This is a genomic window from Geodermatophilus telluris, from assembly GCF_900102745.1.
In the GTDB taxonomy this organism is placed as follows: domain Bacteria; phylum Actinomycetota; class Actinomycetes; order Mycobacteriales; family Geodermatophilaceae; genus Geodermatophilus; species Geodermatophilus telluris.
On the sequence record NZ_FMZF01000002.1, the window covers coordinates 349414 to 371574 of the forward strand.

General features: G+C 77.7%; 21 protein-coding genes. 12 read left to right on the forward strand and 9 right to left on the reverse strand.

Annotated elements, in window-relative coordinates; all coding sequences use genetic code 11:
* Nucleotides 1-35 precede the first annotated feature (35 nt).
* The gene (cobM, locus tag BLQ97_RS06855; RefSeq protein ID WP_091364603.1) at nucleotides 36-785 is read left to right on the forward strand and encodes a precorrin-4 C(11)-methyltransferase; all 750 of its coding nucleotides are present in this window, start codon (nucleotides 36-38) and stop codon (nucleotides 783-785) included.
* Here the strand turns inward: cobM and BLQ97_RS06860 are convergent.
* Nucleotides 776-1858 carry a cobalt-precorrin-5B (C(1))-methyltransferase gene (locus tag BLQ97_RS06860; RefSeq protein ID WP_091364605.1) on the reverse strand — a complete coding sequence of 361 codons (1083 nt, stop codon included), beginning with the start codon at nucleotides 1856-1858 and terminating at the stop codon, nucleotides 776-778. The genes cobM and BLQ97_RS06860 overlap by 10 nt on opposite strands.
* A gap of 26 nt (nucleotides 1859-1884) precedes the next feature.
* On the opposite strand from BLQ97_RS06860, the gene BLQ97_RS06865 reads away from it, so the two are divergent.
* The 5 genes from BLQ97_RS06865 to BLQ97_RS06885 are packed head-to-tail and all read left to right on the forward strand — an operon-like array spanning nucleotide 1885 to nucleotide 7101.
* Nucleotides 1885-2661 (forward strand): cobalt-precorrin-6A reductase, encoded by a 777-nt coding sequence (locus BLQ97_RS06865; protein WP_091364607.1) that lies wholly within the window; start codon nucleotides 1885-1887, stop codon nucleotides 2659-2661.
* Nucleotides 2658-3140 (forward strand): FBP domain-containing protein, encoded by a 483-nt coding sequence (locus tag BLQ97_RS06870; protein ID WP_245692040.1) that lies wholly within the window; start codon nucleotides 2658-2660, stop codon nucleotides 3138-3140. The genes BLQ97_RS06865 and BLQ97_RS06870 overlap by 4 nt, the downstream gene beginning before the upstream one ends.
* Nucleotides 3137-3799 carry an HAD hydrolase-like protein gene (locus BLQ97_RS06875; protein WP_091364611.1) on the forward strand — a complete coding sequence of 221 codons (663 nt, stop codon included), beginning with the start codon at nucleotides 3137-3139 and terminating at the stop codon, nucleotides 3797-3799. Before BLQ97_RS06870 ends, BLQ97_RS06875 begins: the two co-directional genes overlap by 4 nt.
* A 9-nt stretch (nucleotides 3800-3808) precedes the next feature.
* On the forward strand, nucleotides 3809-5506 hold the full coding sequence (locus BLQ97_RS06880) for a GTPase family protein (RefSeq protein ID WP_091364613.1): 1698 nt from the start codon (nucleotides 3809-3811) through the stop codon (nucleotides 5504-5506).
* Nucleotides 5503-7101 (forward strand): GTPase, encoded by a 1599-nt coding sequence (locus tag BLQ97_RS06885; RefSeq protein ID WP_091364615.1) that lies wholly within the window; start codon nucleotides 5503-5505, stop codon nucleotides 7099-7101. The genes BLQ97_RS06880 and BLQ97_RS06885 overlap by 4 nt, the downstream gene beginning before the upstream one ends.
* Before the next feature lie 95 nt (nucleotides 7102-7196).
* Here the strand turns inward: BLQ97_RS06885 and BLQ97_RS06890 are convergent, their stop codons facing one another.
* From BLQ97_RS06890 to BLQ97_RS06900, 3 genes are read right to left on the reverse strand one after another with little or no spacing between them, the layout of a single operon-like run.
* Nucleotides 7197-8423, reverse strand: a complete 1227-nt coding sequence (locus BLQ97_RS06890) for an MFS transporter (protein WP_091364617.1) — start codon at nucleotides 8421-8423, stop codon at nucleotides 7197-7199.
* Between the two features lie 49 nt (nucleotides 8424-8472).
* A complete protein-coding gene (locus tag BLQ97_RS06895; RefSeq protein ID WP_091364619.1) occupies nucleotides 8473-9966 on the reverse strand; it encodes a precorrin-2 C(20)-methyltransferase in 1494 nt (497 codons plus the stop codon).
* The gene (locus BLQ97_RS06900) at nucleotides 9963-10583 is read right to left on the reverse strand and encodes a precorrin-8X methylmutase (protein ID WP_091364620.1); all 621 of its coding nucleotides are present in this window, start codon (nucleotides 10581-10583) and stop codon (nucleotides 9963-9965) included. The genes BLQ97_RS06895 and BLQ97_RS06900 overlap by 4 nt, the downstream gene beginning before the upstream one ends.
* Before the next feature lie 45 nt (nucleotides 10584-10628).
* Between BLQ97_RS06900 and BLQ97_RS06905 the strand changes: the two genes are divergently transcribed.
* Nucleotides 10629-11810, forward strand: a complete 1182-nt coding sequence (locus tag BLQ97_RS06905) for a glucose-1-phosphate adenylyltransferase family protein (RefSeq protein WP_091364622.1) — start codon at nucleotides 10629-10631, stop codon at nucleotides 11808-11810.
* Here BLQ97_RS06905 and cobG read toward each other — a convergent pair.
* Nucleotides 11783-12955: a precorrin-3B synthase gene (gene cobG / locus BLQ97_RS06910; protein ID WP_091364624.1), complete on the reverse strand. Its 1173-nt coding sequence runs from the start codon at nucleotides 12953-12955 to the stop codon at nucleotides 11783-11785. The two genes, BLQ97_RS06905 and cobG, sit on opposite strands and share 28 nt — an antisense overlap.
* A gap of 44 nt (nucleotides 12956-12999) precedes the next feature.
* Nucleotides 13000-13806 carry a DUF4383 domain-containing protein gene (locus BLQ97_RS06915; protein WP_091364625.1) on the reverse strand — a complete coding sequence of 269 codons (807 nt, stop codon included), beginning with the start codon at nucleotides 13804-13806 and terminating at the stop codon, nucleotides 13000-13002.
* A 150-nt stretch (nucleotides 13807-13956) separates the two neighbouring features.
* On the opposite strand from BLQ97_RS06915, the gene BLQ97_RS06920 reads away from it, so the two are divergent.
* From BLQ97_RS06920 to BLQ97_RS23820, 3 genes are all read left to right on the forward strand, one after another.
* Nucleotides 13957-14286 carry a tetratricopeptide repeat protein gene (locus BLQ97_RS06920; protein WP_091364628.1) on the forward strand — a complete coding sequence of 110 codons (330 nt, stop codon included), beginning with the start codon at nucleotides 13957-13959 and terminating at the stop codon, nucleotides 14284-14286.
* Between the two features lie 62 nt (nucleotides 14287-14348).
* The gene (gene cobN / locus BLQ97_RS06925) at nucleotides 14349-17975 is read left to right on the forward strand and encodes a cobaltochelatase subunit CobN (protein WP_091364630.1); all 3627 of its coding nucleotides are present in this window, start codon (nucleotides 14349-14351) and stop codon (nucleotides 17973-17975) included.
* Nucleotides 17976-18181: 206 nt separating this feature from the next.
* Nucleotides 18182-18325, forward strand: a complete 144-nt coding sequence (locus BLQ97_RS23820) for a hypothetical protein (RefSeq protein ID WP_245691937.1) — start codon at nucleotides 18182-18184, stop codon at nucleotides 18323-18325.
* A 112-nt stretch (nucleotides 18326-18437) separates the two neighbouring features.
* Here the strand turns inward: BLQ97_RS23820 and BLQ97_RS06935 are convergent, their stop codons facing one another.
* The 3 genes from BLQ97_RS06935 to BLQ97_RS06945 are packed head-to-tail and all read right to left on the reverse strand — an operon-like array spanning nucleotide 18438 to nucleotide 20292.
* A complete protein-coding gene (locus tag BLQ97_RS06935) occupies nucleotides 18438-19214 on the reverse strand; it encodes an adenosylcobinamide-GDP ribazoletransferase (protein ID WP_091364634.1) in 777 nt (258 codons plus the stop codon).
* The gene (gene cobU, locus BLQ97_RS06940) at nucleotides 19211-19732 is read right to left on the reverse strand and encodes a bifunctional adenosylcobinamide kinase/adenosylcobinamide-phosphate guanylyltransferase (protein WP_091364636.1); all 522 of its coding nucleotides are present in this window, start codon (nucleotides 19730-19732) and stop codon (nucleotides 19211-19213) included. Before cobU ends, BLQ97_RS06935 begins: the two co-directional genes overlap by 4 nt.
* Nucleotides 19729-20292: a histidine phosphatase family protein gene (locus BLQ97_RS06945; protein WP_091364638.1), complete on the reverse strand. Its 564-nt coding sequence runs from the start codon at nucleotides 20290-20292 to the stop codon at nucleotides 19729-19731. Before BLQ97_RS06945 ends, cobU begins: the two co-directional genes overlap by 4 nt.
* A gap of 64 nt (nucleotides 20293-20356) precedes the next feature.
* Here BLQ97_RS06945 and BLQ97_RS06950 point away from each other — a divergent pair, with 64 nt between their 5' ends.
* Both BLQ97_RS06950 and BLQ97_RS06955 read left to right on the forward strand, forming a co-directional pair.
* Nucleotides 20357-21145: a Fic family protein gene (locus BLQ97_RS06950; RefSeq protein ID WP_091364641.1), complete on the forward strand. Its 789-nt coding sequence runs from the start codon at nucleotides 20357-20359 to the stop codon at nucleotides 21143-21145.
* 42 nt (nucleotides 21146-21187) lie between these two features.
* On the forward strand, nucleotides 21188-22156 hold the full coding sequence (locus tag BLQ97_RS06955; RefSeq protein WP_091364642.1) for an aldo/keto reductase: 969 nt from the start codon (nucleotides 21188-21190) through the stop codon (nucleotides 22154-22156).
* Nucleotides 22157-22161: the final 5 nt, after the last annotated feature.

Sequence of the window (22161 nt, forward strand, 5' to 3'; positions counted from 1 at the left end):
TGCACTCCCGCGGAGTCGCACGGGGAGGTCGGCCCGTGACGGTGTTCTTCGTCGGGGCCGGCCCGGGCGCCGCGGACCTCGTCACGCTGCGGGCGGCGCGGGTCATCGCGAGCGCCCCCGTCTGCCTCTACGCCGGCGCGCTGGTGCCCCGCGAGCTGCTCGACACCGCCCCGCCGGGCGCCCGGCTGGTCGACACCGCCGACCTCGACCTCGACCGGATCACCGCCGAGCTGGTGGCCGCGCACGAGGCCGGGCTGGACGTCGCCCGGCTGCACTCCGGCGACCCGTCGGTGTACAGCGCGATGGCCGAGCAGATGCGCCGGCTCGACGCCGCCGGGGTGCCCTACGAGGTCGTCCCCGGGGTGCCGGCGTTCGCCGCGGCGGCCGCGTCGCTCAAGCGCGAGCTGACCGTGCCCGGGGTGGGCCAGACGGTGGTGCTCACCCGCACCAGCGCCCGGTCGACACCGATGCCGCGGGGGGAGGAGCTGGCCGCCTACGCCGCCACCGGCGCCACGCTGGTGCTGCACCTGGCCGTGCAGCGGATGGCCGAGCTCGCCCCGCAGCTGGCCGAGCACTACGGCCCCGACGGCCCGGTCGCCGTCGTGGCCCGGGCCAGCCGGGACGACGAGCTGGTGCTGCGCGGCACGCTCGCCGACATCGCCGGCCAGGTCGAGGCCGCGGGGGTCAGGCGGACGGCGGTCGTCGTCGTCGGCCCGGTGCTCACCGCCGCCGAGTTCCCCGACAGCCACCTCTACTCGACGACGCGATGCAGGTCTCAGGCCTGACCGACGATCGTCCCCGCGCGGTCGACCACCACGACGTCGACCGCGACGGGCGCCCCGCGCAGCACGCCGAGCGCCGTCTCCCGGGCGCCCGCGGCGACCAGGTCACCCAGCGGCAGCCCGGCGGCCTGGCACTGTCGCAGCGCGTCGAGCGCGGTGTTCGCCCCGCGCACGCCCGCGACCAGCTCGGGCGAGCCGCCCGCGCCGGCCACCCGCGTCGCGAGGGAGTCGAAGGAGACCTGCGAGCGGCCCGAGTGCAGGTCGAGGTGGCCGTCGGCGAGCTTGGCCAGCTTGCCGATGCCGCCGGCCACGGTCAGCCGTGGCACCGGGTGGCGGCGCAGGTACTTCAGCACCGCGCCGGCGAAGTCGCCCATGTCCAGCAGCGCGTCCTCGGGCAGGCCGTACAGCTCCTGCACCGTCCTCTCGCTGGTGGAGCCGGTGCACCCGGCCACGTGCTCGCGCCCCGCGGCGCGGGCGACGTCGATGCCGCGGCGGATCGAGTCGATCCACGACGAGCACGAGTACGGGACGACGACGCCGGTCGTGCCCAGCACCGACAGCCCGCCGAGGATGCCCAGCCGCGGGTTCCACGTCTTCCGGGCCAGCTCCGCGCCGTTCTCGATGGACACCTCGACGACGACGTCGCCGCTGCCGCCGTGCCGCGCCGCCACCGCCGCCACGTGCTCCCGCACGAACTGCCGCGGCATGGGGTTGATCGCCGGCTCCCCGACGGCCAGCGGCAGCCCGGGCTTGGTCACCGTGCCCACGCCCTCCCCGGCGCGGAACGTCACGCCGCTGCCCGGCCCGCCGTGCGTCACCCGGACGCCGACCAGCGCGCCGTGGGTGACGTCGGGGTCGTCGCCGGCGTCCTTGACGACGGCGGCGCTCGCGGCACCCGGCTCCAGCGACTCGCGGGCCAGGGCGAAGGCCGGGTGCCGGTCGCCCGGCAGGTCGATGGTCACCGGGTCGGGGAACTCGCCGGTGAGCAGCGCGGTGTAGGCCGCGGTGGTGGCCGCCGTCGCGCACGCGCCGGTGGTCCAGCCGTGCCGCAGCCCCGCGGCGCCGTCCCTGCTCACGGGCCCATGATCCCCGGCGCTCCGGCGTGAGCGGCCGGGTGCTGGTCCTCGGCGGCACGGGCGAGGCCCGGCGGCTCGCGGCGGCGCTGGTGACGGCCGGCGTCGACGTCCTGTCCAGCCTCGCCGGGCGGGTGGCCGACCCGGTGCTGCCCGAGGGCGGCGTGCGGGTGGGCGGCTTCGGCGGCGCCGACGGGCTGGCCGCGTGGCTGGCCACCCACCGGCCGCGGGCCGTCGTCGACGCCACCCACCCCTTCGCCGCGCGGATCACCGCGTCGGCCGCCGCGGCCGCGGCCCGCACCGGGGTGCCCCTGCTGCGGCTGCAGCGCCCCGGCTGGACGCCCGGGCCCGGCGACCGGTGGACGTGGGTGGACTCCCTCGCCGACGCGGCCGATGCGGTCCGGGACGCCGGCACCGTCTTCCTCACCACCGGCCGGCAGGGGGTGGGCGCGTTCGCCGGCCTCACCGGCCGGGTGCTGGTCCGCTCGGTGGACCCGCCCGACGGGCCGCTGCCGGTCGGGGCGGAGCTGCTGCTGGCCCGCGGCCCGTTCACGGTGCAGGCGGAGGTCGCGCTGCTGCGGGAGCACGGCGTCGACGTCGTCGTCAGCAAGGACTCCGGCGGGGCGATGACCGAGGCCAAGCTCGTGGCGGCGCGGGAGCTCGGGCTGCCGGTGGTGCTGGTCCGCCGCCCGCCGCTGCCCGCCGGGGTGCCGGTCGTGGCGACGGTCGAGGAGGCGGTGTCCTGGACAAACCGGTTGAGACGCACCCGTGCCGGAACGGAGGATCGCCCCTCGTGGAACCGATGACCGAGCAGCAGGTGCGGCGCTCCTTCGTGAACTGCTCGAAGGGCGAGGCCGGCGCCGCCACCCTCCCGCGCGACCTCGCCGACCTGCCGTGGGACGAGCTCGAGGTGCTCGGCTGGCGCGACCCGAAGGCGCCGCTGCGCGGGTACCTCGTCGTCCAGCGGGAGCACGGGCCGGTCGGCATCGCGCTGCGCGCCGCGGAGTCGCGGATGTCGGCCCGCCGCAGCGTCATGTGCCTGCTCTGCCGCTCGACGCACCCCGGCGACGCCGTCTCGCTGTTCACCGCGCGCCGCGCCGGGGCGGCCGGTCGCAACGGCGACACGGTGGGCACCTACGTGTGCGCCGACCTCGGCTGCGCCACCCGCGCCCGCACCGAGATCCCGCCGTGGCTGCGCGACCGCGACCCCGTCGAGGTGGGCGAGGAGCGGGTCGCCGAGCTGCGGGGGCGCGTGGCGGAGTTCGTCGACGCCGTGCTGCGGTGACCCCGCTGGTCCTGTTCGACCTCGACGGCACGCTGGTCGACTCGACGCCGGGCATCGCCGCCTCGGTGCGGGTCGCCGCGGCCGCCGTCGGCCTGCCCGAGCCGACGCCGGCGCAGCTGCGCGACCTCGTCGGCCCGCCGCTGCCGGACGGCTTCGCCACCGTCCTCGGCGTCCCGCCGGCCGACGTCGACCGCGCGGTCGCCGCCTACCGGGCGCACTACTCGGCCGGGGCGCTGTTCGACGTCACCGTGTACGAGGGCGTCCCCGACCTGCTGCGGACCCTGCGCGCCGCCGGCTCCGTGCTCGCGGTGGCCACCAGCAAGCCGGAGGCCTTCGCCGTCCGGGTGCTGGGGCACGTGGGCCTGCTGCGCGCCTTCGCCAGCGTGCACGGCGCCACGTTCGACGGGACGGTGCGGCACGAGGACCAGGTGGTGGCCGCGGCGCTGGCCGCCCACCCCGGCCGTCGGCCCGCCGTGCTGGTGGGCGACCGCGCGCACGACGTCCTGGGCGCGGCCGCGCACGGGCTGCCCTGCGTCGGCGCCGGCTGGGGTCCCGGTGGCGCGGACGAGCTGGCCGGGGCGGGGGCCGCGGCCGTCGCCGCGGTGCCCGGGGAGGTGCCCGCTGCACTGGCACGGGTAACGGGGCCCGCGACGGGCTAGACACCGGTCGTGACCGCGCCCCCGCTGACCGACGCGCTGCAGGAGCTGCACGACGCCGTCGCCGCCGCACCCCTGGGCCTGGCGACCCCGTCGCGCGACGCGACCCTGCGCACCGCCCGGGCGGTGGTCGACCAGGTCGACGACTACCTGCTGCCGCGGCTGCGCGACCTCGACGCGCCGCTGCTCGCCGTGGTCGGCGGCTCCACCGGCGCGGGCAAGTCCACGCTGGTCAACAGCGTGCTCGGCGCCCGGGTCACCACCCCCGGCGTGCTGCGGCCGACCACGCGCGCCCCCGTGCTGGTCTGCTCACCGGCCGACCGCGCCGCCTTCTCCGGCGACCGGGTGCTGCCCGGGCTGGCCCGCACCACGGGGGAGGGGGACGTCGCCGGCGGGCTGCGGCTGGTGGCCTCGGAGGCGCTGCCGGCCGGGCTGGCGCTGGTCGACGCCCCGGACGTCGACTCGGTGGTGGAGACCAACCGCGACCTCGCCGGCCAGCTGCTGTCGGCGGCGGACCTGTGGGTGTTCGTGACGACGGCGGCCCGCTACGCCGACGCCGTCCCCTGGGACCTGCTGCGGACGGCGCAGGAGCGGGGCACCGCCCTGGCCGTGGTCCTCGACCGGGTGCCGCCCGAGGCCGTCGACGAGGTGGCCGCCGACCTCGCCGGGATGCTGCAGCGCGGCGGGCTGGGCGCGGCCCGGCTGTTCGTCGTCGAGGAGCGGCCCCTGACCGACGGCTTCCTGCCCGAGGACCAGGTGGCCCCGCTGCGCGGCTGGCTGCGGGGCCTGGCCGCCGACCAGGAGCAGCGCGCCGCCGTCGTCCGGCAGACGCTGGCCGGGGCCCTGGAGAGCCTCGACGGCCGGGTGGCGGCGGTGGCGGCGGGCGTCGACGAGCAGGCCGCCGCCGCGGGGGCGCTGCGGTCGGCCGCCGACGCCGCCTACGACGGCGCCCGCGACGCGGTCAGCGAGGGCGTGAGCAACGGCAGCCTGCTGCGCGGCGAGGTGCTGGCCCGCTGGCAGGACTTCGTCGGCACCGGCGAGTGGATGCGCTCACTGCAGAACCAGGTGGGCCGGCTGCGCGACCGGCTCGCCGCGGCGCTGACCGGCCGGCCGACCTCGCCGGACTCGCTGCAGGGCGCGCTGGAGTCCGGCGTCGAGACCCTGCTGCGCGCCGAGGCCGACCGCGCCGCCGACCGCACGGTCACCGCCTGGCGGGCGCTGCCCGGCGGCCCGGGGCTGCTGGCCGGCCGGGAGGAGGAGCTCTCGGGCGTCTCACCGGACTTCGCGCCGGTGGCCGCCGAGGAGGTCCGCGACTGGCAGGGGTACGTGCTCGGCCTGGTGCGCGAGGAGGGGCGGGACAAGCGCTCGCAGGCCCGGCTGCTGTCGTGGGGCGTCAACGGCGCCGGCGCGGTGGTGATGGTCGCCGTCTTCGCCTCGACGGCGGGGCTGTCCGGCGCGGAGCTCGCCATCGCCGGCGGGACGACGGCGGTCGGCCAGCGGGTGCTCGAGGCGGTGTTCGGCGACGCCGCGGTGCGCGCGCTGGCCACCCGGGCCCGCGCCGACCTCGACGCCCGCGCCGACCGGCTGCTGCGCTGGGAGGAGGACCGCTTCGAGGAGCTGCTGGCCGACACCGCGGTCGCCGACGACGCCGCGGACCGGTTGCGGGCCGCCGTCGCCGCCCTGGCCGCCGCTCGCGGGGCCGCCGCGTGAGGGCGCGCGAGCTGTCGCTGGCCGACCGGCTGGCCGCGCTGCGGGAGGCGGTCGGCGTCGCGGAGGGCCGGCTGGAGGTGCCCGAGGTCGGCACCGCGCGGTCGCTGCTGGCCAAGGCCGGCGCCCGCGAGGCGCTCGGCGACGCCACGGTGGTGGCGCTGGCCGGGGCCACCGGCAGCGGCAAGTCCACGCTGTTCAACGCGCTGTCCGGCGCCGAGGTGAGCACGCCGGGGGTGCGGCGGCCGACCACCGGCGTGGCGCACGCCAGCGTCTGGGGCGAGCCCTCCTCCGGTGCCCACGGCGCCGACCGGTTGCTCGACTGGCTGGAGGTGCCGCGCCGGCACCGGGTGGCCGACCCCGACCCCGCGCTCGACGGGCTGGTGCTGCTGGACCTGCCCGACCACGACAGCGTGCGGCTGGAGAACCGGCTGGAGGTCGACCGGCTGGTGCAGCTGGTCGACGTCCTGGTGTGGGTGCTCGACCCGCAGAAGTACGCCGACGACGCCGTGCACACCCGTTACCTCGCGCCGCTGGCCGGGCACGCCGGGGTGCTGCTGGTGGTGCTCAACCAGGTGGACCGGCTCGACGAGGCCGCGGCCGTGGCCTGCCTGACCGACCTGCGCCGGCTGCTCGACGAGGAGGGCCTGGCCGGCACGCCGGTGCTGGCCACCGCGGCGCGCACCGGCGTCGGGCTGCCGGAGCTGCGCGCCGAGCTGGCCCGCCGGGTGGGGGCGCGCAAGGCGGCCACCGACCGGCTCACCGCCGACGCCCGCGCCGCCGCGGGCGCCCTGGCCGGGCACTGCGCGCCCGACCTCGGCCCCGACCGCGGACCCGGCCGGGCCGCCCGCGACGAGCTCACCGGCGCGCTGGCCGACGCCGCCGGGGTGCCGGCCGTGGTGGCCGCCGTGGAGCGCTCGGCCCGGCGCAGCGGCACCGCGCACACCGGCTGGCCGGTGCTGCGCTGGACGGCGAAGCTGCGCGGCGACCCGCTGGACCGGCTGCACCTGGGCGACGAGCGGGTGCGCACCTCGCTCCCGCAGGCCGGCGCGGTGCAGCGGGCCGGGATGGACGCCGCGCTGCGCCGCGCCCGCGACGACGCCGGCCGCGGGCTGCCGACCGCCTGGCGCGACGAGCTGCGCCGGACGTCGGAGGACACCGAGGAGCGGCTGGCCGACCGGCTCGACCGCGCGGTGGCCGGGACCGACCTCGGCCCGGACCGGACGCCGCTGTGGCAGCGCGCCGCCGGTGGCCTGCAGTGGCTGCTGGTGCTGACCGCGCTGGTGGGCGCGCTGTGGCTGCTGGCGCTGGCCGGACTCGGGTTGCTGCAGCTGGACGACGTCGTGCCGCTGCCGCGGGTGCAGGGCATCCCGCTGCCCACGCTGCTGCTGGTGGGCGGGCTGCTCGCCGGGCTGTTGCTGGCGCTGGTCTGCCGGCCGCTGGTCGCGGCGGGGGCCAGACGCCGGGCGCGGACGGCGCAGCGGCGGCTGGCCGCGCGGGTGGCCGAGGTGGCCGACGAGGAGGTGCTGGCGCCGCTGGCCGAGGCCCGCGCCGACCACGACCGGTTCTGCGCCGCGGTGGGTCGCGCACGATCCTGAGGTCGCCGTTCGGGGGCGACGGTGGGCGCGCGTGCGCGGTTTGGGGGCTGGAACGGTGCGTCGGCGCACACCGTCGCCGGCGGGCAGCCGCGACGTCAGGCGGCCAGCGGCTCGGCGGGCTCCTCGGCGAGGGCGGCGGCGGGCCGGCGGCCGGAGACCCGCAGGCCCACCGCCGCGCCCAGCGCGAGCAGGACGACGGCGGCGCCGTAGACCTCGGCGACCACCTGCAGCCCGACCGCGCCGACGGCGACGCCCGCGACGATCGCCGGGATGCTGAACGCCAGGTAGCCGACGACGAAGACGCTCGACAGCAGGCCGGCCCGCCTGCCCGGCGCGACGCCGGCGGTCACCAGCGCGACCGCCCCGAGGAAGGCCGCGCCGAAGCCGATCCCCGACACCGCGGCGGACAGGAAGAACAGCCACAGGCTCCCGGTGGCCACCGCGACGAGCAGGGCGCCCACCGCGACCGCGAACACGAGGCAGCCGGCCCCCATCGACCGGCGCGGCGGCAGGTCCCGGGCGAGCAGGCTGCCGAGCACGCCGGCGCCCTGCATGCTCAGGATGAGCAGGCTGCCCACGAGGTGGTCGGGAACCCCGAAGACGCCGGCGACCAGCGACGGGCCGAGGGAGAGCACCAGCCCGCCCATCGCCCACAGCGCGACGAGCGCCGGGACGGCGATCGCGAACGCGCGGCGCTGCGGCCGCGGCACCTCGACCCGGGGACGCAGCGAGGCCAGCGCCCCCGGCAGCCGCGGCGAGGACTCCGGCAGGGCGTACACCAGCCCGGCGCCCAGCACGAAGGCGACGGTGAGGACGCCGAACACCCACGGGGTCGGCTCGGCCAGGCCCTCGATCGCCAGGCCCGCGCCCACCGCGCCCAGCGACAGGCCCAGGCCGGGGGAGACGCTGTTGACCAGCGGCCCGAGCGGCCGCTCGCCGCGCTGCAGGTCCAGGAGGGTGGCGCCGAGCGACCCGGTGAGCGCCCCGGTCGAGAGCCCCTGCAGCACGCGCGCGGCCAGCAGCCAGCCCACGCCGTCGGCGGCGAGGAAGGCGACCATCGCGACGGCCTGCAGCAGCAGGCCCCCGGCCAGCACCGGCCGCCGTCCGACGTGGTCGGACAGCCCGCCCACCACCAGCAGCGCGGCCAGCAGCGCGAAGGCGTAGATGCCGAACACCAGGGTCAGCACGCCGGGGCCGAAGCCGAACTGCTCCTGGTAGACGCGGTAGAGCGGCGAGGGGACACCGGAGGCGGCCAGCACGAGCACCAGCAGCACCGCGGCGGTCCAGAACGCGGCCGGGTGGGGGAGTCGGGCGGTCGGCACGGGTCAGGTCAAGGCGCGCGCCCCGTCGGTTGTTCCCTGCAACGGCGTGTCAGGCCGGATAGCGGCGGGGCGTGTACACCTGGCCGGACGGCGTCACCCGCGTCTGCGACGACCCGACCAGCACCAGGCAGCGCATGTCGACCGTCTCGGGGTCGAGCTCGCCGAGGGTGGTGACGACCACGGACTCCTCCGGCCCGCCGACGTCCCGGCCGACGACGACCACGGTGCCGGGCTTGCGCACCTCGAGCAGGACGTCGAGCGCCTGGCCGAGCTGGTGCGGCCGCGCCCTCGACCGCGGGTTGTACAGCGCGATCACCAGGTCGGCGGCCGCGGCGTGGCGCAGCCGGTCGAGGACGACGTCCAGCGGCTTGAGCACGTCGGACAGGCTGATGACGGCGAAGTCGTGCCCCAACGGCGCGCCCACCCGCGAGGCCACGGCCTGTGCGGCGGTCAGCCCGGGCAGCACCCGCACCGCGACGCCGGCGTGCTCGGGCCGGGCCGCCACCTCGAGCACCGCGGCGGCCATCGCGAAGACGCCGGGGTCGCCGCTGGAGACCACCGCGACCCGCCGGCCCGACCGGGCCAGCTCCAGCGCCTGCGCGGCCCGGTCGGCCTCCACCCGGTTGTCGCTGGGGTGGCGGGTCTGCCGCGGGTTGGCCGGCACCCGGTCGAGGTAGGGGCCGTAGCCGACCAGGTCGTCGGCGGCGGCGACCGCGTCGGCGGCCTCGGGCGTCGTCCAGCCGCGGGCGCCGGGCCCGAGGCCGACGACGACCACCTCGCCGGTGCGCGGCGCGTCGTCCGGGCGCTCCGGCGAGTTGCCCGGACCGGTGAGCGGGCTGGGCAGCAGCGCGAGGGAGAAGTAGGGGACCGACTCCGGGTCGACGTCGGCCAGCGGCAGCGTGCGCTGGCGGTCGGTCGTGGCCCGCTCCACGTAGAGCGCGCGGTCGAGCACGCCGGCGGCGTCGAACGCCTCGCGCACCTGCGGGAACGTGCGGCCGAGCTTCAGCACCGCCGCCGAGTCGGTGGTGGCCAGCCACTCGGCGAGCTCGTCGGCGGGCAGCGTGCCGGGCAGCACGGTGAGCACCTCGTCGCGCTCGACCAGCGGGCGGCCGACCACCGCGGCGGCGCCGCTGACGCTGGTCACGCCGGGCACGACCTCGGTGGGGTAGCGGGAGGCGAGCCGCTTGTGCATGTGCATGTAGGACCCGTAGAAGAACGGGTCGCCCTCGGCCAGCACGACGACGTCGCGGCCGGCGTCGAGGTGGGCGGCCAGCCGGGCGGCGGCGGCCTCGTAGAACTCGTCGATGGCGCCCTGGTAGCCGCCGGGGTGGTCGGTGGCCTCGGTGGTGACCGGGTAGACCAGCAGCTCCTCGACCTGACCCTCGCGCAGGTACGGCTCGGCCACCGCGCGCGCCACCGACCGGCCGTGCTGCGCGGCGTGGAAGGCGACGACGTCGGCGGCGGCGATCAGCCGGGCGGCCCTCACCGTGACCAGCTCGGGGTCGCCGGGGCCCAGCCCGACCCCGTACAGGCGCCCCGTCACTCGACGTCGCTCGCGATCGCGTTCACGGCCGCGGCGGTGATCGCGCTGCCGCCCCGCCGTCCGCGGACGACGAGGAACTCCAGGTCCGAGGCCGCCAGCGCCTCCTTGGACTCGGCGGCACCGATGAAGCCGACCGGGATGCCGAGCACGGCGGCCGGCCGCGGCGCGCCGGCGGCGACCATCTCCAGCAGGTGGAACAGCGCGGTGGGCGCGTTGCCGATGGCGACGACCGCGCCGTCGAGCCGGTCGCGCCACAGCTCCAGCGCGGCGGCGGTGCGGGTGGTGGCGAGGTCGGCGGCCAGGCCCGGCACCCGCGGGTCGTCGAGCGTGCAGACGACGTCGTTGCCCTCCGGCAGCCGCCGCCGCGTCACACCGGCGGCGACCATCTGCGCGTCGCAGAGCACCGGGGCGCCGGCGTCGAGCGCCTCGCGGGCCCGGGCGACCACGCCGGGGCTGTGGGCCACGTCGTCGACCAGGTCGACCTGCCCGCAGGCGTGGATCATCCGCACGACCACCCGGCCGACGTCGTCGGGCAGGCCGTGCAGATCCGCCTCGGCGCGGATCGTCGCGAACGACTGCCGGTAGATGGCGGCGCCGTCCCTCTCGTACTCGTACACCGGCGCGAGGCTACGTCCCGCCGGGGAGCGGGTAGCGGGACGGGCATGGCCCTCCCTCGCGTGCTCGTCCTCGTGCTGGCCGGTGGCGCCGGCGGCCGGCTCCAGCTGCTCACGGAGAACCGCGCCAAACCGGCCGTCCCGTTCGCCGGCGTCTACCGGCTCATCGACTTCCCGCTGAGCAACTGCCAGCACTCACAGATCGCCGACGTGTGGGTGTCGATCCAGCAGCACCCGACCTCACTGGCCGAGCACCTGGCCAACGGCCGGCCGTGGGACCTCGACCGCACCACCGGCGGCCTGATGACGCTGCCGCCGTTCCAGGGCACCGAGCGCGGTGGGTGGAACACCGGCACCGCCAACTCGCTGTGGCGGCAGGCCGACCTGATCCGCGCGTTCGGCGCCGATGCGCTCGTCGTGGTCAGCGCCGACGCCGTCTACGAGCTGGACTACCGAGAGGTCGCCGACGCCCACCTGGCGTCCGGGGCCGAGGTGACGATGGTGACCACCGAGGTCGCCGCCGACGACGCCTCGCGCTACGGCATCGTGGAGGTCGACGGCGAGCGGGTGACCGGCTACGCCTACAAGCCCGACGAGCCGGCGACCACGACGGCCACCAACGAGGTGTTCGTCTTCCGCCCGGGGCCCACCCTGGACCGGCTCGAGCAGCTGCGGTCCGAGCACGGCGAGGAGGGGCTCGAGGACCTGGGCACCCACCTGCTGCCCGCGCAGACGCAGGACGGCGGGGCCCGCGCGCACCCGCTGCGGGGCTACTGGCGCGACGTCGGCACGGTGGAGTCCTACTGGGAGGCGCACCAGGACTTCCTGTCCGCCGAGCCGCCGATCGACCTCGACGCCCCGGACTGGCCGATCCACACCCGCGGGGGCCGGCGCAGCGCGGCCCGGGTGCTCGACGACGGCCGGATCGAGAACAGCCTGCTGTCCGGCGGCACCCGCGTCTCCGGCGACGTGCGCGGCTCGGTGCTCTCGCCCGGCGTGGTGGTGGAGGCCGGCGCGACCGTCGTCGACTCGGTGCTGCTGCCCGGCGTGCGGGTCCGCTCGGGGGCGACGGTGACGCGCGCGGTGGTCGACGACGGCGTCGACGTAGGCCGCGGGTGCACGGTCGGCGGTGACGGCGACGTCACCCTGGTGGGCAGGCGGGCGCAGCTGGCCGAGGGCACGGAGATCGCGGCCGGCGCCCGCTACCCGGAGGACGAGCCGACGCGGTAGCCGTCGGGGGTCGCGACGACGTCGAGGACCTCGCCGCGGGGCCGGCCGCAGCGGCGCTCGCACCCGGCCCAGTGCACGCGGACACCGCCGGGCAGCGTCCCGCCGCCGACCGCGGCGGCCGCGTCGGCCCGCACGTCGGCCAGCGACCTCGCGCACCCGGGGCGGCCGGCGCAGGCGGTCACCCGCGTCCACGGGCTGTCGGCGTCGAACACCACGCCGGTGCGGTGCAGGTCGACGGCGGCGTCGTCCACGCGGTCCTCGGCGAGGTCGGGGACGACGACGCTGCGCCAGGGGGTCAGCTGCACCTCGTCGGCGAGCGAGGCGAGCAGGTCGGCCTGGCCGGCGGAGAGCCGGCCCAGGGGCAGGACGCCGACCAGCGCCGTCCGGCCGTCGGCCTGCGCCTCCGCGCCGACGGGGCCGGCCTCCGGCGCCCCGGGCAGGCCGGCCGGGGTGACACGGGGGCCGGGCAGCCGGGCCGCCACCCGCGCGGGGCCCTCGTCGAGCTCGGCCAGCCGCCACGCGGTGCCGCCCTGCGCGGCGCGCTCGGCGGAGAAGGCGCGGGTGGCGGCCAGCAGCAGGCCGATGGCGTCCGCGGGGGCCGCGCGCAGCCCGCTGTCGGTGCCCGCGAGCACCAGGGCCACCGAGGCGGGGGACAGCGCGAGCAGGCCGACGTCGCCCCCGAGCCCGGTCACGTCGCCGCGGCCGTCGTCGAGGGTGGCGAGGAAGCGGCCGGGGAGGCCGGCGAGGGCGGGGTCGGCGCACAGGCCGGCGTCCAGGGCGGTGACCCACGGCCGCGCGTCGAGGTGCCCGCCGGCCCGGCCGGTGAGCGCGCTGGCCAGCACGTTGCGCACCCGCTCGTGGCTCTCGCTGGGCAGCAGGCCGGCCGCGGCCAGCCGGGCGCCGAGCGCGGCCGGCGCACCCGGTGCGAGCCCGCGCAGCTGCAGGTTGCCGCGGCTGGTCAGCTCCAGCGCGCCGTCGCCGAGGTCCCGCGCGGCGGCGGCGAGCACCCGCAGCTGCGCCGCGGTGAGCAGGCCGCCGGGGACGCGCACGCGGGCCAGTTCGCCGTCGGCGGCCGGGTGGGTCTGCAGCGCGCCGGGGCAGGCGTCGGCGCGGGCACGGGCGGTGGTCCGGGCTGCGGTGGTCATGGCGCCCGCGAGGCTACGACGCGGGCGCCACGACCCCGCGGGGTTCAGGCCTGGTGGCGGGCCCGGTCGAAGGACATCCACACCTCGCGGCGCTCCTTGCGGGTGGTCACCTGCCCCATCGCGGCCACGCGGCGGCGCTGCTCGAAGGAGGCCACGTGCTGGACGACGGCCACCTCGGCGGCGCGCATGGCCCGCTCGGCGGCGAACTCGGCCGGCGTCGACGGGTACTCGTCGGCCGAGACCGGGGAGACGTCGTCGTCGGCGGACTCCCGCGCGTACGGGCTGTCGGGCGGCAGGTGGCCGCCGACCCGGCCGTAGGCGCCGAGCAGGAGCAGCACCGCCCCGGCGACGACGGAGAAGCCGACGTTGCTCAGTCCGAACGCCAGGACGTTGAGGTCGGTGTTGAGCACGGCGAGGTTGGCCAGCGCGGAGACGAGGAACAGCACGCCGATGACGATCATGACCGTCGAGGCGGTGCGCGGGCTGCGGAAGGCGGCGACGACCAGCACGACGGCGGTCACGATCGAGATCGTCGACAGCAGGCCGTTCGAGGACAGGCCGAGGACCTGCTCGCCGTCGGTGGAGAAGAACGCCAGCCCGTTGGCGAAGCCGAGGACGCCGAAGACGGCGATCACCCCGGCGACGGCGAACGCGCCGATGCGCTGCACGGTGTAGACGCGGGCGCCCTGCCCGGCCGGGGCGTCGGCGGGCCCGTCGGCACCCGGCTCGGCGGCACCCGGCTCGGTCGCCGGGGACGCCCCGGTGGCGGGCGGCTCGGCGGGGGTGGAGGTGGAGCGGGCGGTCGCCGGTGCGCGGTCGGCCGTCCGGTGGCGGTGCAGGGACAGGGCCATGACGGGGCTCCTCGGGTTCGGGTGGTGCCGTACCGGTTGTTCCCAACTCGATGGCGTACGGATGCACCTGGTTCCGGACTCCCTCGTCCCGTGTTCCACCCGGGCGTGTCGGACCGGGAAGAGGCGGAGCGGGGACGCGGTTGACCGGCCGTGACCCAGCGGAACGACCTCGATCTGCACTCGGAGTTCCTGCGCGCCGACCTGTTCTTCTCGATGGGCCAGCCCGTCGAGGCCGCGCGCCTGCTCGAGCCGCTGGTGGCGGCGGAGCCGGGCAACGCGGCGGCCCTGGAGCTGCTCGCCCGCAGCTACTTCGGCTCCGCGCAGCTGCGGCGGGCCGAGGCGGCGCTGCTGCGCCTGGTCGACCTGGCGCCGGCCAACGGGTGGGCCCGCCGCGCGCTGGCCCGCACGCTGGAGCGGCAGAACCGCCCGGCCGAGGCGCGGGTGCACCACCGCCTGGCCGACGCCCTCGGCGCCGGCTGACCCCCGTCGCGGCGCCGGTCGCGCGGCGGCCGGCGCCGCGACGGGCGGTAGCGTCTGACCGCGTGTTCGTCCTGCTGTCCACCAGCGACACCGATCTGCTCTCCGCCCGCGCCAGCGGCGCCGACTGGCGGCTGGGCAACCCCGCCCGGCTGGGCGACGACGGCACCGCCGCGCTGACCGAGGGCGCGCAGCTGGTCGTCGTCCGCCTCCTCGGGGTGCGCCGGCAGTACGAGGAGCTGCTCGCGCCGCTGCTGGCCGGGCCCGCGCCGGTCGTCGTCCTCGGCGGGGAGCAGGTGCCCGACGCCGAGCTGATGGAGCTCTCGACCGTCCCGATGGGCGTGGCCACCGAGGCGCACGGCTACCTGGCGCAGGGCGGCCCGGACAACCTCGTGCAGCTGCACCGGTTCCTCTCCGACACGGTGCTGCTCACCGGGGAGGGCTTCGAGCCGCCGTCGGTGGCGCCGGACTGGGGGGTGCTGCAGCGGCCGTCGTCCGGCACCGGCCCGCGGGTCGCCGTCCTCTACTACCGGGCGCACCACCTCGCGGGGAACACCGCCTTCGTCGAGGCGCTGTGCGGGGCGATCGAGGAGGCCGGCGGACAGGCGCTGCCGGTGTTCACCTCCTCGCTGCGCAGCGTGTCCGACGAGCTGCTCGACGTGCTGCGCACCGCCGACGCGCTCGTCGTCACCGTGCTCGCCGCCGGTGGCTCCCGGCCGGCCACCGCGCAGGCCGGCGGGGACGACGGCGCGTGGGACGTCGGCCAGCTCGCCGCGCTGGACGTGCCGGTGGTGCAGGGGCTGTGCCTCACCCGGTCGCGGGCGGAGTGGCTGGCCGACGACGACGGCCTCTCACCGCTCGACGTCGGCAACCAGGTGGCCATCCCCGAGTTCGACGGCCGGCTGATCAGCGTGCCGTTCTCCTTCAAGGAGACCGACGTCGACGGGCTGACGCACTACGTCGCCGACCCCGAGCGGGCGGCGCGGGTGGCCGGGACGGCGGTGGCGCACGCGCGGCTGCGGCACACCCCGCCCGCCGAGCGCCGGATCGTGGTGATGCTCAGCGCCTACCCGACCAAGCACGCGCGCATCGGCAACGCCGTCGGGCTGGACACCCCGGCGTCGGTGGTGCGGCTGCTGGCCGCCATGCAGGGGCAGGGCTACGACACCGGCCCGTTCGACGGCCCCGACGCGCTGCCCGGTGTGGCCGACCTCGACGGCGACGCGCTGGTCCACGCGCTCATCGCCGCGGGTGGCCAGGACGCCGACTGGCTGACCGAGGAGCAGCTGTCGGGCAACCCGGTGCGCATCCCCGCCGCGGACTACCGGCGCTTCTTCGACACCCTGCCGGCCGACCTGCGCGGCGCGATGGTCGAGCACTGGGGCGAGCCGCCGGGCTCGCTGTTCGTGGACGACTCGGGACCCGACGGCCCCGCCGTCGTCTTCGCCGCGCTGCGGGCCGGCAACGTCGTGGTGATGGTGCAGCCGCCGCGCGGCTTCGGCGAGAACCCGATCGCCATCTACCACGACCCCGACCTGCCGCCCTCGCACCACTACCTGGCCGCCTACTGGTGGCTGCGGTCGGTCTTCGGCGCGCACGCGCTGGTGCACGTCGGCAAGCACGGGAACCTGGAGTGGCTGCCGGGCAAGACCGTCGGCCTGTCGGCCTCCTGCGGGCCGGACGCCGCGATCGGGGACCTGCCGCTGGTCTACCCGTTCCTGGTCAACGACCCGGGGGAGGGCTCGCAGGCCAAGCGCCGCGCGCACGCCACGCTGGTCGACCACATGGTCCCGCCGATGGCCCGGGCCGACTCCTACGGCGACATCGCGCGGCTGGAGCAGCTGCTCGACGAGCACGCGAACGTCGCGGCGATGGACCCGGCGAAGCTGCCGGCGGTCCGCGCGCAGATCTGGACGCTGCTGCAGGCCGCGAAGCTCGACCACGACCTCGGGCTGGCCGAGCGCCCGGAGGACGACCACTTCGACGAGATGATCCTGCACGTCGACGGCTGGCTCTGCGAGATCAAGGACTCGCAGATCCGCGACGGCCTGCACGTGCTCGGGACGCCGCCGTCGGGTCAGGACCGGGTCGACCTGGTGCTGGCGATGCTGCGGGCGCGGCAGATCTGGGGCGGCGCGGTGGCGCTGCCGGGGCTGCGCGAGGCGCTGGGCCTGACCGAGGACGGCAGCGCCGGCCTGCGGGCCACCGACGCCGTCGAGGCGCAGGCGGAGGCGCTGGTCGCGGGCATGGAGGCCGCCGGCTGGACGGGCGGCGCCGTCGGGCCGGTGGTGCGCTCCGTGCTCGGGCGGGAGGACGCGACGGTCGCCGACGTGCTGCGGTTCGCCGTCGACGAGGTGGTGCCACGGCTGGAGCGCACGACCGACGAGCTCGACGCCACGCTGCACGCCCTCGACGGCGGGTACGTGCCGGCCGGGCCGTCGGGGTCGCCGCTGCGCGGGCTGGTCAACGTGCTGCCGACCGGGCGGAACTTCTACTCGGTCGACCCCCGGGCGGTCCCGTCCCGGCTGGCCTGGGAGACCGGCCAGGCGATGGCCGAGTCGCTGCTGGAGCGCTACCTGGCCGACACGGGGGAGTACCCGCCCTCGGTGGGCCTGTCGGTGTGGGGGACGTCGGCGATGCGGACCTCCGGTGACGACGTCGCCGAGGTGCTCGCGCTGCTCGGCGTCCGGCCGGTGTGGGACGACGCGTCGCGGCGGGTGACCTCGCTGGAGCCGGTGCCGCTCGACGAGCTCGGCCGGCCGCGGATCGACGTCACGGTGCGGATCTCGGGCTTCTTCCGGGACGCCTTCCCGCACGTGGTGACCATGCTCGACGACGCGGTGACGCTGGTGGCGGGGCTCGACGAGCCGGCGGCGCGGAACTTCGTGCGCGCCCACGTGGAGGCCGACGTCGCGGGGCACGGCGACCGGCGGCGGGCGACCACCCGGGTGTTCGGCTCCAAACCGGGCGCCTACGGGGCCGGGCTGCTCTCGCTGATCGACTCCCGCGACTGGCGCGGCGACGCCGACCTGGCCGAGGTCTACGCGGTGTGGGGCGGCTACGCCTACGGCCGCGACCTCGACGGCGTGCAGGCCCGGCCGGACATGGAGGCGGCCTACCGGCGCATCGCGGTCGCGGCGAAGAACGTCGACACCCGCGAGCACGACATCGCCGACTCCGACGACTACTTCCAGTACCACGGCGGGATGGTGGCCACGGTCCGCGCGCTCACCGGGCGGGCACCGGCGGCCTACGTCGGCGACTCCACCCGCCCCGAGCAGGTGCGCACCCGGTCGCTGACCGAGGAGACCTCGCGGGTGTTCCGGGCGCGGGTGGTCAACCCGAAGTGGCTGCAGGCGATGCGCCGGCACGGCTACAAGGGCGCCTTCGAGCTGGCCGCGACCGTCGACTACCTGTTCGGCTACGACGCCACGACCGGCGTGGTGGCCGACTGGATGTACGAGCAGCTCACGCAGACCTACGTGCTCGACCCGGAGAACCGGGAGTTCCTGGAGCGGTCCAACCCGTGGGCGCTGCACGGGATGGCCGAGCGGCTGCTCGAGGCGGTCGACCGCGGGATGTGGGCCGAGCCGGACCCCGCGGTGCTCGCCGGGCTGCGCCAGGCGTACCTCGACACCGAGGGTGACCTCGAGGGTGGGGAGACGCCGGCCCAGCAGGGCGCCGCGACCTGAGCCGACACCCGCGCGCAGCGTGACGGCGCGCCGGGATCTGGCCGGAACCGACGCGTAAACCCTGTGCGCTGGGTAACCCCGGGCGCATGGGCATCCTCAACCGACTCCTCGGAACTGCTGAGACCACGGCTCGTCGGGGCGCCGCCGGTGGCCGCGCCGCTGCGGGTCGCACCGCGGCCGGCGGCCGTGGGATGGGCGGCCGCGGCATGGCCACCGGCCGTGGGATGGGCCGCGGGATGGGCCGCACCCGCATGGCCACCCCGCCCCGGCGCACGGGCCGCGGGGTGCCGAGCACCGCGGCCTCCGGTGGCCTGGGCCGGCTGCTCGGGTCGCTGACCGGCCGCCGCTGAAGCAAGGGCCACCCTCCTCGCACGCTCGGCGCGGGGGAGGGTGGCCGTTCCAGCACCTCACCTCCCCGCACTCGCTCCGCTCGTGCCGGGGCCCTGCGAGGGGGCCGTTCGCTCACGTCACCGAGGTGGCGGCGACCAGCAGGACGACGGTCGCCGCCACCTCGCCCATCGCCCCCATCACGTCCCCGGTCACCCCGCCGAGGCGGGTCGTCGCGCGGGCCCGGAGCCACTCGGCCGCGAGCAGGCCCACGACCCCCCCGGCGACCAGGACCGCCGCCGCGGCCGGCCCCGCGACCGACCACGCCGCCGTCCCGGCCAGCGCCGCGGTGACCACCAGCCAGCCGCCCAGCCACGGGCGCGACACCGTGCCCGCCACCGCCTGACCGAGGGAGGACCCCTCGGCGGTGCGGACGCCGGGCAGGCCCGTGCGCGCCATCGCCAGCCGCGCGACGACCACGGCCGCCCACAGCGCCAGCCAGCCGCCGTCCCGCCCGAGCAGGGCCGCCGCGGCCGCCGCCTGCAGCAGCAGGACCAGCACCAGCGTGACCACGCCGAACGGGCCGACGTCGCCCCGGTGCATCACCTGCAGCGCGCGCTCCCGGCCGCGCAGCGGACCGAGCCCGTCGGCGGTGTCGGCCAGCCCGTCGAGGTGCAGGCCGCGGGTGAGGACGGCGAGCACGGCCAGCGCCGCCACCGCCCCGGTCAGTGGGGACACCAGCCGGGCCCCGAGCACACCCGCCCCGGCCGCGACCGCGCCGAGCCCCAGCCCCACCAGCGGCGCCCACGGCAGCACCCCGCGGGTCGACGCCGCCGCCGCGGCCGGCACCCGTACCACCGTCAGCAGCGCCACCGACTCCAGCGGGCCGGCCCACCTCGGCCGGGCGCTCACCGCAGCCGCTGCGGCAGGCCCGCGACGACGAACCACACCTCGTCGGCGGTGCCGGCCAGCCGCTGGTTGACCTCGCCGAGCGCGTCGCGGAACAGCCGCCCGGCCCGGGATTCCGGGACCACGCCCAGGCCGACCTCGTCGCTCACCGCCACCACGTGCGCCGGCGTCATCGCCCAGGCGTTGACCAGGGCGTCGACGCGGCCGGCCAGCCGGTCGGGGGCGCCGGGCTCCTCGCGCCACACGCCGGTCTCGTCCATGAGCGCGGCCACCCACGTGGTGACGCTGTCGACCAGGACCGTGCCGCCGCGCAGCAGGTCGCTGGGCGCCGTCGTCTCCACCGTCGTCCAGCCGACCGGGCGCCGGGCCCGGTGCGCGGCCACCCGGCGGGCCCACTCGGCGTCGTCGGCGACGGGGGCCGAGGTGGCCAGGTAGACGACGTCCGCGCGGTCGGCGACCAGCGACTCGGCGTGCGCCGACTTCCCCGACCGCGAGCCGCCGAGGACCAGCACCCGGCTCACGGCGCGGGCTCCCCGGCGAGCTCGAGACGCGTCACCGTGCCGTTGTGCGGGGTGACGGCCGGCAGGTCGGCCGGGCCGCGGCCGGCCGCCACCGCCTGCGCCGCCCGGATGGTGTCGCCGTGGGTGACCAGCGCGACGACGTCGGCCGGCGGGTCGGCCGAGAGCCGGGCGAGGAGGTCCGCGACCCGCCCGTGCAGCTGGGCCAGGCTCTCGCCGCCCTCGGCCGACCAGTGCGGGTCGGTCCAGTCGACGACGTCCCACAGCTCGCGGGACGGCCGGCCCTCCAGCACGCCGTAGCCCTGCTCGCGCAGGGCGGGCGTCGTGGTGAACGGCAGCCCGACGGCGCGGGCGCAGTGCTCGGCGGTCTGCACCGCCCGCAGCAGGTCGCTCGACAGCACCGCCCCGGGCCGGAGCGCGGCCAGCTCGGCGGCCGCGGCGGCGGCCTGCCGGTGCCCCAGCTCGGTGAGCGGCACGTGCGCGGTCTGGCCCTGCATGAGCCCGGCGGCGTTCCACTCGCTCTGGCCGTGCCGGACGAGGAGGAGGGTGAGCGGGCGCGCCATGGTGGTCGCCGAGCGTAGGGCAGGCGACGGCGGGGTCCGGCCGGGGTGCTCGTACCGTCGGGGCGTGACCATCCCCGTCCGCCCGGGCGCCGCCCGTCCCGCCGGCCGGCCCGCGGGGCCCGACCCGCTGGCGCCGCTGCTCGACCTCCCCGGCGTGCGGGAGGCCGCCGACGCCGCACGCGCGGGCATCGACCGGCTGCTGGCGCACCGGCTGATGCGCAACCGGTCGGCCGAGGTCAGCACCGAGTCGGCGCTGCGCGGCGCCCGGGCGTCGGCCGCCCTCGACGGGGTCGACGTCCCGCTGGCCGACCTCCGCGCCGGCTCGGTCGACGACCCGGTGGTGCAGGGCTCGCTGCGCGTCTCGGTGGCGCTCGGGTCGATGGTCGACACCTGGTCCCGCGCGCCCGGGCAGGTGCTCGCCCGGCTGCACGTCCTGGCCGCCGCCGACCTCGCCGACCGCGCCGACCTCGGCCGGCCCGCGCCGCACGCCGGCCCCCGGCTCACCGGGCTGTTCCAGCTCGTCACCGGCACCTCGACGGTGCCCGCGGTCCTCGTCGCCGGCCTCGCGCACGGCGAGCTGGCCGCGCTGGCGCCCTTCGGCACGGCCGACGGCGTCGTCGCGCGGGCCGCCGGCCGGCTGACCGTCATCGGGCGGGGGCTGGACCCCAAGGCGGTGTCGGTGCCCGAGGTCGGGTTCGCCGAGCTCGGCGCCGAGGAGTACCGGGCGAGGCTGGCCGGCTACGCCTCCGGCGGTCCCGAGGGCGTGGCCGCCTGGCTGGTGCACTGCTGCCGCGCCACCGAGCTCGGCGCCCGGGAGGGCCTGGCGATCGCCGAGGCGATCCTGCGCGGCTGACGCCGGCCTGCGCCCCGCACCGGCCCGGGGGACAGTGGGCCGGTGCGGTACCTCGACGTCGACGGGCTCGGCCGGGTCAGCCGGATCGGGCTGGGGACCTGGCAGTTCGGCTCCCGGGAGTGGGGCTACGGCGAGGAGTACGCCACCGGCGCGGCGAGGGACGTCGTGCGCCGCGCCCGCGACCTCGGCGTCACCCTCTTCGACACCGCGGAGGTCTACGGCTTCGGCCGCAGCGAGCGGATCCTCGGCGAGGCGCTGGGCGACGAGCGCGCCGAGGTCGTCGTCGCGTCGAAGCTGTTCCCGGTCGCGCCGTTCCCGCCGGTCGTCCGGCGCCGGCTCGCGGGCAGCGCGCGGCGGCTGGGCCTGCAGCGGGTCCCGCTCTACCAGGTGCACCAGCCCAACCCCGTCGTCCCGGACACGGTGACGATGCCCGGGCTGCGCACGCTCCTCGGCGAGGGCCGCATCGGCGCCGTCGGCGTCTCCAACTACCCGCTCGGGCGCTGGCGGGCCGCCGACGCCGCGCTCGGCCGGCCGGTGACCAGCAACCAGGTCCAGTTCTCCCTCGCCCGGCCGGGCGCGCTGGACGACCTGGTGCCCTTCGCCGAGCGCGAGGGCCGGGTGGTCATCGCCTACAGCCCGCTCGCGCAGGGACTGCTCGGCGGCCGGTACGACGCCGACCACCGGCCCGGTGGCGTGCGGGCGGCCAACCCGCTGTTCGGCACCGAGAACCTGCGTCGCGTGCAGCCGCTGCTCGACGTCCTCCGCGAGGTCGCCGGTGCCCACGGCGTCCGGCCGGGGACGATCGCCCTCGCCTGGTTGGTGTCGCTGCCCCGGGTGGTGGTCATCCCCGGGGCCTCGAGCGTGGAGCAGGTGGAGGCCAACGCGGCGGCCGGAGAGATCGACCTGCGCGCCGACGAGCAGGCAGCGCTCACGGCGGCCGCACGGGCGTTCACGCCGGTCTCGGCCGCACGCACGCTGGTCGACGGCGTCCGGGAGCGGCTGGGGGTCTAGGGGAC

Bases quoted from the DNA above. Each gene is read 5' to 3' on its own strand.
- BLQ97_RS06915 (WP_091364625.1), bottom strand. From the start codon at position 13,806: ATGGCCCTGTCCCTGCACCGCCACCGGACGGCCGACCGCGCACCGGCG.
- BLQ97_RS06905 (WP_091364622.1), top strand. From the start codon at position 10,629: ATGGCCCTCCCTCGCGTGCTCGTCCTCGTGCTGGCCGGTGGCGCCGGC.
- cobG (WP_091364624.1), bottom strand. From the start codon at position 12,955: ATGACCACCGCAGCCCGGACCACCGCCCGTGCCCGCGCCGACGCCTGC.
- BLQ97_RS06870 (WP_245692040.1), top strand. From the start codon at position 2,658: ATGACCGAGCAGCAGGTGCGGCGCTCCTTCGTGAACTGCTCGAAGGGC.
- BLQ97_RS06945 (WP_091364638.1), bottom strand. From the start codon at position 20,292: ATGGCGCGCCCGCTCACCCTCCTCCTCGTCCGGCACGGCCAGAGCGAG.
- BLQ97_RS23820 (WP_245691937.1), top strand. From the start codon at position 18,182: ATGGCCACCGGCCGTGGGATGGGCCGCGGGATGGGCCGCACCCGCATG.